The sequence below is a fragment of the Leptolyngbya sp. AS-A5 genome (genome assembly GCF_039962495.1).
GTDB lineage: Bacteria > Cyanobacteriota > Cyanobacteriia > Leptolyngbyales > Leptolyngbyaceae > Leptolyngbya.
On record NZ_JAMPLL010000015.1, the window covers coordinates 52,106 to 64,624 of the forward strand.

General features: G+C 50.1%; 11 protein-coding genes. 6 read left to right on the forward strand and 5 right to left on the reverse strand.

Annotation, left to right across the window (positions count from 1 at the left end):
* Positions 1 to 112: 112 nt before the first annotated feature.
* The 3 genes from NC980_RS16980 to NC980_RS16990 are packed head-to-tail and all read left to right on the forward strand — an operon-like array spanning position 113 to position 3,433.
* Complete coding sequence (locus NC980_RS16980; protein ID WP_190377227.1) at positions 113 to 1,483, forward strand: efflux RND transporter periplasmic adaptor subunit; 1,371 nt, start codon at positions 113 to 115, stop codon at positions 1,481 to 1,483.
* An 11-nt stretch (positions 1,484 to 1,494) separates the two neighbouring features.
* The gene (locus NC980_RS16985) at positions 1,495 to 2,712 is read left to right on the forward strand and encodes an ABC transporter permease (protein ID WP_190377228.1); all 1,218 of its coding nucleotides are present in this window, start codon (positions 1,495 to 1,497) and stop codon (positions 2,710 to 2,712) included.
* Between the two features lies 1 nt (position 2,713).
* A complete protein-coding gene (locus tag NC980_RS16990) occupies positions 2,714 to 3,433 on the forward strand; it encodes an ABC transporter ATP-binding protein (protein ID WP_199298557.1) in 720 nt (239 codons plus the stop codon).
* A 9-nt stretch (positions 3,434 to 3,442) separates the two neighbouring features.
* On the opposite strand, the gene NC980_RS16995 is transcribed toward NC980_RS16990, so the two are convergent.
* On the reverse strand, positions 3,443 to 3,982 hold the full coding sequence (locus NC980_RS16995; RefSeq protein WP_190377229.1) for a Uma2 family endonuclease: 540 nt from the start codon (positions 3,980 to 3,982) through the stop codon (positions 3,443 to 3,445).
* A gap of 3 nt (positions 3,983 to 3,985) precedes the next feature.
* A complete protein-coding gene (gene lepB, locus NC980_RS17000) occupies positions 3,986 to 4,564 on the reverse strand; it encodes a signal peptidase I (protein WP_190377230.1) in 579 nt (192 codons plus the stop codon).
* 169 nt (positions 4,565 to 4,733) lie between these two features.
* Here lepB and NC980_RS17005 point away from each other — a divergent pair, with 169 nt between their 5' ends.
* Complete coding sequence (locus NC980_RS17005) at positions 4,734 to 5,336, forward strand: peptidoglycan-binding domain-containing protein (protein WP_190377231.1); 603 nt, start codon at positions 4,734 to 4,736, stop codon at positions 5,334 to 5,336.
* An 80-nt stretch (positions 5,337 to 5,416) separates the two neighbouring features.
* On the opposite strand, the gene NC980_RS17010 is transcribed toward NC980_RS17005, so the two are convergent.
* Entirely contained in the window at positions 5,417 to 6,469 is a 1,053-nt protein-coding gene (locus NC980_RS17010) for an FAD-dependent oxidoreductase (RefSeq protein WP_190377232.1), read from the reverse strand.
* An 87-nt stretch (positions 6,470 to 6,556) separates the two neighbouring features.
* On the opposite strand from NC980_RS17010, the gene NC980_RS17015 reads away from it, so the two are divergent.
* Both NC980_RS17015 and NC980_RS17020 read left to right on the forward strand, forming a co-directional pair.
* Positions 6,557 to 7,399 carry a hypothetical protein gene (locus NC980_RS17015; protein WP_190377233.1) on the forward strand — a complete coding sequence of 281 codons (843 nt, stop codon included), beginning with the start codon at positions 6,557 to 6,559 and terminating at the stop codon, positions 7,397 to 7,399.
* Between the two features lie 12 nt (positions 7,400 to 7,411).
* Positions 7,412 to 8,647: an O-antigen ligase family protein gene (locus NC980_RS17020; RefSeq protein WP_199298558.1), complete on the forward strand. Its 1,236-nt coding sequence runs from the start codon at positions 7,412 to 7,414 to the stop codon at positions 8,645 to 8,647.
* Here the strand turns inward: NC980_RS17020 and NC980_RS17025 are convergent.
* Together NC980_RS17025 and NC980_RS17030 are read right to left on the reverse strand one after the other, a co-directional pair.
* Entirely contained in the window at positions 8,644 to 9,102 is a 459-nt protein-coding gene (locus NC980_RS17025; protein ID WP_190377234.1) for a hypothetical protein, read from the reverse strand. The two genes, NC980_RS17020 and NC980_RS17025, sit on opposite strands and share 4 nt — an antisense overlap.
* Before the next feature lie 303 nt (positions 9,103 to 9,405).
* The gene (locus NC980_RS17030) at positions 9,406 to 12,507 is read right to left on the reverse strand and encodes a valine--tRNA ligase (protein WP_190377235.1); all 3,102 of its coding nucleotides are present in this window, start codon (positions 12,505 to 12,507) and stop codon (positions 9,406 to 9,408) included.
* Between the last annotated feature and the right edge of the window lie 12 nt (positions 12,508 to 12,519).

Below are 12,519 nucleotides of genomic sequence, written 5' to 3' on the forward strand. Positions count from 1 at the left end.
TCCTTTACAGAATCAACCTTCAGGAATCTTTCGCACTCAAGTTGCATCTTTAAAATGTAGATAAGTTCGTGCTCTTATTATCGCTTCGCTCTCAGTTTGGCGAGTTTGATTCATGCAAGTTCCCCTTTTTGGCAAAGTTAGTAAAAAACCGACCCGTTGGCTATTGGCGCTACTTGCAGCAGGCGCGATCGCGCTTCCAGGGGGTGCTTTTCTAGTTTCACGGCAGTTTGCCCCGCGTCAGGAAGCCGCCACAATTTCTGCTGAATCGAAGACGGTGACGGCACGCATCTCAGCCAGTGGAGAAGTAATTCCAATTCGGACGGTCAATCTCAGCCCCAAAACGACCGGAAAAATTGCCCAACTGCTTGTGGATCAAGGCGATCAGGTGGCGCAAGGGCAGGTGGTTGCTCGAATGGACGACAAAGATATTGAAGCTGAGCGCGCTCAGGCTCAGGCGCGAGTCGCAGAAGCGCAAGCGAGGTTAGATCAGCTCAGAGCTGGAACCCGTGTCGAGGAGGTGCGGCAGGCAGAATCAGAAGTGGCGCGGGCAAGAGGTGAGGTTGATCGCGTTCAAGGTCTTGTGTCAGATGCAACGCAAGCGGCAGAGTTTGCCCGGACGCAAACCCGAAGACAGCGTGAATTGGCAAACCAAGGGGCAATCTCGACAAATTCGCTCGATGAATTTATTCGCCGTGAGCAGAATGCAAACCAAACTTTGAGCCAAGCTAGGGCGCAATTGAGCCAGTCACAGGCGCAACTCAATCAGGCGAATCAGCAATTAGCGCAGCGGCAGAACGGTGCAAGACCAGAAGAAATTCGGCAATCTGAGGCGCAGTTAGCAGCGGCGATCGCGCAGCTTCAACAAGTACAAAATCGGCTCGAAGACACGTACATTCGCGCTCCGTTTTCAGGAGTGATTACGCAGCGGTACGCGACCGTGGGCGCATTTGTGACCCCGACGACACAGGCAACCGCAGGAGCGGATGGTTCTGCCTCGACTTCGATCTTTGCGCTGGCAAATGGGTTAGAAGTGCGGGCGAAAGTGCCGGAAGTCGATATCGGGCAAATCCGGCGCGGTCAGGAAGTCGATATTCGAGTCGATGCCTATCCGGAGGAATCCTTTAAGGGACGGGTGCGATTGATTGCCCCGGAAGCCGTAACCGAGCGAGATGTGACTTCATTCTCGGTGCGGATCGACATTCTCACGGGGCGCGATAAGCTGCGATCGAAAATGAATGCCAACGTCAACTTTTTGGGCGATTCGATTCCAAATACGCTGGTTGTTCCCACGGCGGCACTTTCGACACAGAGGGGACAAACGGGCGTTTGGGTTCCGGGTGAGAACAATAAACCGCGATTCCAGCGCGTGACGACTGGATTGAGTTTTGACAACGAGACTCAGATTTTAGATGGAATTAAAGCGGGCGATCGCATTTTCGTACAGCCGCCAGAAGGTCAGAAAATCGACAACGCAAATAGCTAAGGCAACGAGCAATGGATTTTGTTGAAAGTTTAAAGATGGCGGCAAAGACGCTTACCGCCAACAAGCTTCGCAGTAGTTTGACGATGCTGGGCATGATTATCGGCAATGCGTCTGTGATTGCGATGATCGGGATTGGGCAGGGGGCTCAACGGTTAGCTTCAGAGCAGTTTGAATCGTTGGGACCCAACGTTTTGTTTGTGACTCCGGGAAGCGGACAGGCGCGGCAGAGAACCACGAACTTACCGCAAACCCTAGTTTGGGATGATGCCAAGGCGATCGCTGAACAAGTTCCGACGGCTTCAGGCGTTGCCCCTCAGAAAAGCGCTCAGTTTCCGGTGGTTTATGGAAATCGGAATTCATCATCGCTGATTGTGGGAGCCACTCCCGAATTTTTGACGGTTCGGAGCTTTGATGTGGCAAAGGGTCGTTTTATTTCAGAGATTGACCTGAAGCGGAATCAGCGCGTAGTGACGTTAGGTGCAGATTTAGCGAATCGGTTTTTTGGGGATAAGAATCCGATCGGCGAAGAAATCCGCATCCGTAATGTCAGCTTCAAAATTGTGGGTGTCCTGCAAGCAAAAGGCTCGTTTCTGGGCAGTAACCAGGATGATGCCGCTTATGTGCCGCTCACAACGATGTCCAGTACACTCACCGGACGGACTTCTCCGTATGGGTTGAATCTAACATTCATCTCGGTTTCTGCTAGAGATGAAGCGAGTATTCCAGGCGCAGAATTTCAGATCAAAAACTTACTGAGACGGCGACACAAAATCGTCAACGAAGATGATTTCACGGTGCAAACTCAGAAAGACATTTTGCAGATTGTGGGCACGATTACCAGTGGCTTAACTGTGATGTTAGCCGCGATCGCAGGAGTCTCTCTACTCGTCGGCGGTATCGGCATTATGAATATTATGTTGGTTTCTGTGACCGAACGCACCTCAGAGATTGGACTGCGAAAAGCGATCGGGGCTTCTGGAAACGACATTTTGATGCAATTTATGATCGAGGCAGTCATTCTGTCCGCGGCGGGTGGTTTGATTGGAACGGTGATTGGAATCGGAGGAGTTGTAATCGTCGCTGCCGTTACTCCGCTGCAGGCGATCGTCTCGCCTGCAGCAATTATTCTGGCAGTTGGGGTATCGGGTTCGATCGGTCTCGGATTCGGTGTGATTCCCGCTCGTCAAGCTGCCAAACTCGACCCAATCGTTGCGCTCCGGAGTGCTTAATATGCCGAAGTCTGTCATCATTCGTTTAGAAGAAATCACTAAGGTTTACGGGATTGGCGAAGCGACCGTTCATGCCTTAGCAGGGGTTGATTTAACGATCGAACAAGGGGAATATTGCGCGATTATGGGCGCTTCTGGATCGGGAAAGTCTACGATGATGAACATTATCGGCTGCCTCGATCGCCCGACTGCTGGACGCTACTATCTCGACAGCGAGGATGTTGCTCAACTCGACGATCTCGCCCTCGCTCACATTCGCAATCGCAAAATTGGCTTTGTGTTTCAGCAGTTTCATCTGTTGCCGCAGTTGTCGGCACTCGAAAACGTGATGTTGCCGATGGTCTACGCAAACGTACCCGCAGCAGAACGGCGCGATCGAGCGACAGAGGCGCTGATTCGAGTGGGATTGGAAAAGCGATTGCAGAATAAGCCGACGCAGTTATCTGGAGGTCAGCAGCAACGGGTGGCAATCGCACGAGCGATCGTCAATCGCCCCGTTTTGCTATTAGCTGATGAACCAACTGGAGCGCTTGACTCTACAACAACTCAAGAGATTTTGAGCATTTTCACCGAATTGAACGCCAGTGGAATGACCGTGGTGATGGTGACACATGAACCGGATGTCGCTCGCTGTACCCGTCGCGTGATTTGGTTCAAAGATGGTCAGGTTCTCACACCGTATCTTGCACCAGAAGAGGTTGGAGTTGCACCTGTTGGTTAATCAAATGGGTTAATCAAACCGGGGCGACCACAACTCCTCGACGGCAACTTGCCACCCCGGAAAGAGATCCGGAATCGTGAGAATATCACCGTCTTGAAGCATGATCGTCTTTTGCCCTGGACGGTGAACCTCCACAGTTCGAGTTTCAGGATTGAGCAAAATTCCAACTTGCGTTCCTAGCTCCAGAAATTGCTGGATCTTCTCTCTCAATTTGGTAAGCCTATCCGTTGGAGATTTCACTTCTACCATCAAATCAGGAGCTAATTCTGCAAAACCCCGAGGACTCTGACGCAAGCGTTCAGCTCGGACAAACGAAACATCGGGAGCGCGAGTGTCAGAGTTTGGCAAGACAAATCCGGCTGAAGATCCGGTAATTCGTCCGAGTCGTCTTTCATCAACCCAGCTAAACAACTTGCCGCCCATCCGAAATGCGACTTCATCGGACTCGTAGCCAGACGGACTCATAACGATGATTTCTCCATTTACTAGCTCCATCCGATAGTCGGGATGTTGCTCCTGAAATTGCTCTAAATCTTTAACAGTTAACATTGTTCACACTCTCCCAAGTCGATCGACCGGATAAAATCGCAACCAAGCCCGACCTAAAATGAACTCCTGCGGCAGAAATCCCCAGACGTGAGAATCGTTGCTGTTATTGCGATTGTCGCCCATCACAAAGTAACAGCCTTCAGGAACTTGGACAGGTGGCATTTGATAAGACGGCGCTTCAGCAATATACGGTTCTAGAAGCGGCTGATTGTCTACAAAGACCTTACCGGACTTAATCTCGATCGTTTGTCCTGGCTTGCCAATGATCCGCTTGATGAAGGCTTGATCTTTAGAATATCCAAGTTCTTGTAACTGGGTGGGTGGATCAAAAACGATGATGTCTTGAAACTCCGGCGGATGCAGGCGGTAGGAAATTTTCTCAACCACCAGACGATCGCCAATTTGCAGCGTTGGCATCATCGAATCTGACGGAATAAATCGCGGTTCTGCAATATACGATCGCACTAAAAACGCCAGAATCAACGCAATAAATAGGATTTGAAAGTTCTCCCACCAAGTTTTCCATTTTGGAGCAGAACTTGAAGGAACAACAGCCGGATCAACTTTAGATTCAGGAGTCATAGCGCATTTAACGTACTATGCGATATTCTACCGAGGATTGTGAACTCTCGATGTTTAGCCCTTTGGCTTCAAATTATTTACGGATTTTGTTGCTGCTTCTTGTAGCAAAATGAGCATACACCGTTTGTAATCACGCGCATTTGCTGACTAGAAAAGGAGTGTCAAGAGTATGCCAGTCACGTCACTACAGGATCTTAGAGAGAATTTAGATGGACTTGGATATTATCTTGGGCCAAGAGGACTGGATGGATTAGGAAACAGCGTTAGCGCTTGCGATCGCGAGGTTCTAGGCGCGATCGACTGCAACGCGACTTCCCTGCGGCAACTTGCCAACATCGAAGACTACACCCGTGCAGCCATTTTGCAATATCAACTCGATAGCAACATGGCTGCAACCGGAAACGACGGGCCGCAGCTCAGAAGCGCGATCGAAAAAACGGTCAGAATTCTGCAAGACAACCTGAAAAAAGTATTGGGGATTTCGATCGAACTCAGCGGAAATTACCGCCGCACGACTTACAGTGCAGTTAAAACCTATCAGCGTACCCGCGGCTTACCCGTCACGGGCATCGCGACTCTAACGGTTCGTAGACGATTAAATGATGAAGCACGAGGCGCGGCTCCAACCCCTTCTCCAACGCCCTCTCCTTCATCAGAATTGGAGACTCTACGAAAGCTTAGAAGCGACCTCATTACCCTAAAAAATAGTCTTCAAGCTCGACAAATTACCGACGAAGAATTCATTCGAGAAGTCTTCAGCCGAGTGCCTTAACCCTAGCGATCGCTCACGCAGAAAATGAGCAATCTGAGTTAGCGATTCATTGTTGCGGTGAGGCGATTGATGGCGTTGGTCTAAAGTCGGAGCCAAAATTGCTCTGGAAGAACTCGACGATCGAGTTGTTGATTCAAATAATTTGCTGTCGCTAGTCCAGCCTCGAATGCACTCTCAACGCGATTTCCTCCGCACCAATCGCCTGTACAGACTAAAGGATTTGAGGTATTTGCTGTAAGGTATCGATCAGCAACCGGAGCAACTGGAAAGGCATAGCGCCAGCGATGCACCTGTAACACTTCAGGACGGGTAAACCAGTCTTCCGCCACTTCTGCTGCTCGATGCAACAGCCGTTCTCCAACTTGCTCAAGGTCGCTCTCTTCGAGATGTTGTGCAGCAAAACGAGCATTACTTTGAACGACGATCGCAGGCTGTACCGGATTGAACTGCTTTGTACTGTTGATCCCAATCCAGCCTAAATCCGGATCAGACGGACAGACGATCGCTTTGTAGCCTAGTTTTTCAACCTCTGCTTGCCGCTCTAACGGATAAACGGCGATCGCGCTGATGCAAGGGAAATATTCAACTGCTTTAAGCCGCTCGACAAAGGCTTGATCCAGCGACCCGCAAATGATTGCTGCTTGTGGAGCCGGGATTGCAATCACGATCGCAGATGCCGAAATTATTTCCCCGGATTCACACCACAATCGCCACCCGTCTCGCGCTTCAATCCGTTCGACTCGATGATTTAATCGCAGCGTTAACCCAAGCGAGAGAAATTTCGCGATCGCTGCGATCCCATTTGCTGCGGCATAACAAGGAGCTTGACGTTCAGCTGGTTGAATTTGTCCTTGTGAGTTAAGCTCATGGATCGTGTCTGTCCAAACGCGAGTCACTTTGCGATCGACAAGCCAATTCAGCAACGCTTGAAACTGAGCCGATCTTGGTTTGAGATAACACACCCCATGATCTGCGTGAGTTCCATGCAGGCGACGGGTTGCCATTCGCCCGCCTGAACCTCGTGATTTATCGACGACCACAACCTTATAGCCTGCTTGATGAAGAGATTGGGCACAGGACAAGCCAGCCATCCCTGCCCCAACGATCGCGATGTCAAACTGAGAATCGAGCATGGTAAACCGTTGTGAAACAGGATGATTCGATGTGCCGTCTCACTTATGTAGAATAAGACTGACGCTGCATCGGGAGGAAGACCACCAGTGGATGAATTTAGAGCCGCTTTGGAATTGGCAACGGATGATGAACTGCGCGAACTAACCGAGATTTTATTTCGTCCAAAGTTCAATCCGCTGGATTACGTTAACGCACCTGACCCGATCGAACTACAAAGCCGTGACCGAGAAGACTGGCTAAATGCGATCGACGATCGATTTCGCTTTCTAGCTGCTGATGGTATCACCGTCCTGCGCCGCCAAACTGGACAAGTGACCTATCGCCAAGTGCTCATTCAGGTTTGCTGCTATCTAAAACTGCCCTATGAGGCGAAGATGTCTACCACAGACCTCGAAGCTGAAGTCTTTCTGAGTTTACTAAATCGTGCCTGGAAGCAACTTCCATCGCGTGAACAAACGGCTTTAACTCATCGGATTGAAAAGTCCCTGGCGGATACCAGTTTTGTTGAAGAACTGCCGATATCTTTGCAGAAAAATCCGTTATCACTGGTGATGAAAGGCGGTAGTGCATTGGCAGTCAATACGGTAGTACAATCCCTTCTACTCGAACATATTGCCCGTCAGTTTGCTCTTCATTTCGCCCGCTACCAGGTCGCACAGCAAGCGATCGCCCAAGGCAGTATTGCTGCTGCCACGCAGATTCAAACGCAAGTTTCGATGCAGCTTGCACGGCGCGGAATGACGGTGGCGACAGCGCGGTATGGCGCAACTCGCGCAGCCTTTGCCTTTGTCGGATCGGCTTTGTGGGCTTGGTTCTTGGCGGATTTGGGCTGGAGGGCGATCTCCACGAACTACGGGCGAGTGATCCCAACGATCTTTGCATTGGCTCAGATCCGGTTGACGCGCTCTGAGCATTTTGAACCTGCTTGATTGAGGTTGGAATTGAAAACGCTGCGTCTTCAATCTCATCCTGATCCAGCTTTGCAGAAACATTGGACTGTCGTTCAAGTTGGATTATTGCTGCTGCCATTTAGCGTGTTCCTGGGTGGGATTCCGGTTCTATTGGCGGCACTGGACATTTGGCGACGGCGATTTTCGTGCATGAGCCGTGAACCCGTAAATCGCGGCTTGGCGGTGCTGAGCGTGCTGATGATTGGGGCGGCGACGTTTGCTGTCGATCGTCCCACCGCCTTTTTGGGGTTGTTCAACTTCCTGCCTTTCTTTGTTGTGTTTGCCGGACTCAGTGAACTGATCGCATCGCCTCAGCAGCTCAGGCAAATCGCCTGGATTTGGCTGCTGACTTCCATTCCGGTGACACTGATTGGATTGATGCAACTGTTTTTTCAGGTCGGGGGAGCGCCCTCGTTGCTTTGGGGATTGATTGAATGGACGATCGCACCTGGGGGTGAGCCTTTGGGTCGGATGTCCTCGGTGTTCACTTATGCAAATGTATTGGCGAGCTATTATGCGATCGTATTTATTCTCGGCTTGGGATTGTGGTTAGAAGAACGCAAGCCAATTTTAGGTGTGATTCTTTGCCTCAATATGGTCGGGCTAATTTTGACCCATTCGCGGAATGCTTGGGCGATTGCGGTTCTAGCATGCTTGGCGTTTGCGCTCTATCAGGGCTGGAAAACGATCGTCGCGCTGGTCGGAGCCGTAACAGGCTTGATGTTAGGAGCCGCGTTTGCTCCAGAGCCGATCGTATTGCCGTTAAGAACGATCGTGCCGCGATTTTTCTGGGCACGGTTAAACGATCAAATGTACAGCGATCGACCTGTGAACCAACTGCGATCGACCCAGTGGAAATTTGCCTGGTCGATGACAGAACAACGCCCCTTGACAGGTTGGGGACTCCGCAGTTTCTCGAAACTCTATACTGAGCAAATGCACCTTTGGCTTGGACACCCGCACAATCTTTTCTTGATGATGGCTGCTGAAACCGGATTACCCGCAGCTTTGTTGCTATACAGCTTGGTGGGCTGGATTCTGGCTCAAGGGGTTCTCCAGTGGCGCAAGCTACACAAACTCGACCAGCGAATTTATTTCACCTTTTGGATTGCCTTTCTTGCCTGTACACTCTTCAGCTTTCTAGATGTGCCGCTATTCGATGCCCGGATTAATTTGATGGGCTGGGTGCTACTAGCTGGAATTTGGAGAAGGAAGGCAGTAAGCTAATCCTGATTCTGCGATCTCAGTTCTGCCATTCGCGTTTCTAGCTGCTTTTTCTCGCTTTTGAGTTCTTCTTCTAAGACCTGGATTTGTTCGCGCCGTGCCTCAAGCTCGATTTGCCGTCGCGCTAGTTCTTGGCTCTCAAGCGTTAACGATTGTCGCCATTGTTCTGCCCGCTCGATCTCCTGCTGCAAATGGCTGGGAGTGACTCCGTAGGTGAGATATCGCTGCACCAACTCCAGCACCCAGTCTTTTGCTTCTCGAATGTCTAAAATTTGATTGCTGTTCGAGATATCGACTAAAACTAATAAGCCATCGCTAAAGCCGCTGGCTTCGATGGAAAGTACCGTCTCTTCTTCAGGAAGCTTTGTCCAAATATGCTCTGACTTTTGAGCAGCCAGTAAGCGCAATCCTGCTTTGCCTAGATAGCCCTTTTTTTGAATTTGCGCCAAGTGCAGCATTAATTTTCTCTCGATGTCGTCTCGGTGGGAACGATGCTCAGGGGTATTTACAGGGCGGTCTTACCTGCTAGTGTGCTAACACATTCAACGCTAGATTACCCGTTCCATCGTCCGTAGATGCACTAACCTGATGGGCACTTTCATGGAGCAGTCTTGACAACTGCGATCGGAGTTTGTACCTATCAAAATAGTATAACCTCCCTGTTTTCTATCGGAATTATTGATGGGTCTACCTCACAGAATCACAAAAAAAGAGATGCTGAAATGGCGCATCTCTGACGCAAACGTTAAGAATCGATAAATTTAAAGGCGATCGAGCTTAGTTTTGAGAATTTCCGCCTGTTTTTCTGCTTCGGCTAGGGCTTCACGAGTCGATTGCACCACATCTGGCGGCGCTTTATCGACAAATTTCGGATTGCTCAACCGACCCCTCAGCGCTTGAATTTCTGCCTCTACTTTCTTCAAATCTCGTTCGGTCTTAGCTTTGAGTGCTTCAAAATCGACCAGTCCAGCTAGCGGAATCGAGATTTTGACGGTTCCGGTTACACCGACGATCGTTTTGGCATCGTCTACAGGTTCAGGTTGTGGTGCGGGCGCGACCTGAGGTGCGGGCGCAATCTGAGGCGCTGGCGGTTTCGGTTCTCCAATCACTTCAGCCTTAAATTGATTCACCTGTTTGAAGAAGGTCTGGCGATCGTCTCTTTGCCAGAGTCGCGTTTTTGCAAACCAAACGGTGTAGCCGATCCCAACGATTTCGAGAAGCGGGGCAAACAGTGGGACATCGTGAATGGCATCCAGCGTTGTCTCCGCAAGCTTGAGGGCAAACGCGATCGCGCCAATCAGCAGAAGTGACAGCAAAATCCTTTGATGTTTACCGAAGAAGTTGCCAAGCGTGTCCAATGCGGTTGCGAGAATGGGCTGATTGGGATTGATCAATCGTTTCTGAGCGTCAGCATTTCCCGCTCCTGAGATCGTCAGCGTTTCAACCCTTGCCAAGTCCTTGATATAAGACTGTCCTGTGATTAGCGTTTGCTTTTCTTGCTCGTCTTCGGTCGAGAGCGCAGCGGTGATTCTTGCTCCGGGTTTGATCTCGGCTCCCGATCGCAAATTCCGAATCGTGCGAATTGTGTTGATGATTAGCTCAAACTGCCGCTCAAGACTCGGATTGATGAATGCTGCATCCGGGACTGGATAGCTTTGGAGCGCAAGAGACTTATGATCGCTCTCTGGAATCTGTGTTAGGGTGTGCCAAATTTCCTCGGTGATGTGTGGCATGAAGGGATGCAGCAGTTTGAGCGTTCCTTCTAGCACATGAGCAAGGGTTTGCTGGGCTGCAAGGCGCGTGGGTGAATTTTGGTCTTGCAGTCGCGATTTGACTAACTCGATATATTGATCGCAGAAGTCACCCCAGATGAATTCATAGAGGCTTTTCGCCGCTTCACCGAACCCATAATTGTCGATATAGTTACGGACTTGGCGCGTGACTTGATTGAATCGTGAGAGAATCCAGCGATCGCTCAGTTCTAAATTCTGCGGCTGACCCAATTGAGCAGGTGTTTTATCGTCGAGATTCAGCATCACAAAGCGCGACGCATTCCACAGTTTGTTAGTGAAATTGCGCGACGCTTCGACGGTTTCGGATTCGTCGGTTTTGCGATCGTAAGCAATCCGAATATCCTGACCCGCGCCTGTGACTTCCCGAATTAAGGTGTATCTCAGGGCATCGGTTCCGTATTTATCAATCAGGATGAGGGGATCGATGCCGTTGTTTGCCGATTTCGACATCTTTTTATTGTTCTCATCCCGCACCAAACCGTGAATGTAGACATCCTTAAACGGCATTTGTCCGGTAAAATGTCCCGCCATCATTGTCATCCGAGCGACCCAGAAAAAGATGATGTCAAATCCAGTGACGAGTGTTGAGGTTGGATAGTAGCGCTTGTAGTCTTCTGCTTCGGTGTTCGACCAACCTAGTGTTGAAAAAGGCCACAACCCCGAAGAGAACCAGGTATCGAGGACATCTGGATCTTGCTTGATTTGGACATTCTCGCCGAACTGCGCGATCGCTTTCGTCTGCGCTTCTTCTTGCGATCGCGCCACGATGTACGGCGTGTAGTCGGTAATCTCGCCGTTTGTCTCACTGATCGCATACCAAGCAGGAATTTGATGTCCCCACCACAACTGCCGCGAGATACACCAATCTTTCAGACTGACCAACCAATCACGATAAACCTTTGTCCACCGCTCCGGTACAAATCGCGGCGAATCTTCTTCATCTAAGGATTCCAGCGCAAAATCAGCCAATGGCTTAATCTTGACAAACCACTGAGTCGAAAGTAGCGGTTCGACAGGAACTTTACCGCGATCGCTGTAGGGCACGGTATGTTTATACGGCTCAATCTTGACCAGAAAGCCTTCTTCTTCGAGTCGCTTCACTACGTTTTTCCGCGCTACAAAGCGATCTTGTCCCTCGAATTCTTTAGCATTCTCGTTCATCGTGCCGTCTTTGTTCATCACATTGATCGACGGCAATTGATGACGCTGACCCATCTCGAAATCGTTCGGATCGTGTGCGGGTGTAACTTTAACGCAGCCTGTTCCGAAACTTGGATCAACGTGATCATCGCCAACGATCGGAATCTCGCGACCGACTAGCGGCAAAATCAAAGTCTTACCAATTAGAGCTTTGTAGCGATCGTCGTTCGGATTCACTGCCACCGCCGTATCGCCCAGCATCGTCTCTGGTCGAGTGGTTGCCACTTCAATAAAGCCGTCTTGATCTTTAATCGGATAGCGAAAATGCCACAGATTGCCGTCAACTTCTTTGCTCTCAACTTCGAGATCCGACACTGCCGATTGCGTTGCGGGACACCAGTTGACGAGATAATTGCCGCGATAAATTAAGCCTTCATCGTGCAGCTTCACAAACGCATCTAACACGGCTTCCGAAAGCCCTTCGTCCATCGTGAAGCGTTCGCGCGACCAATCGACTGACACGCCTAAGCGCCGGAGTTGATTGACGATTGTCCCTCCCGATTCCGCTTTCCATTTCCAAGCGCGTTCTAAAAACTGTTCACGCCCTAAATCATTGCGGCTTTTGCCTTCCGCTTTCAGTTGCCGCTCTAAAATCGTCTGCACTGCAATACTGGCGTGATCGGTTCCTGGTAGCCACAGCGTATTCTTACCGAGCATTCGCTGATAACGAATCAACACATCGATCAGCGAGCTTTCAAAAGCGTGACCCATGTGCAAACTGCCCGTCACATTCGGCGGCGGAATCACGACACAATACGGCTCACCGGGTTGATTTGGATCAGCTTTAAAGACCTGATTCTCCTCCCAAAACTTTTGCCATTTCGCTTCAGTGGTTGCGGCGCTGTATTGAGTTGGAAGAGTAGCAGTCATGAGAAGTTTCTA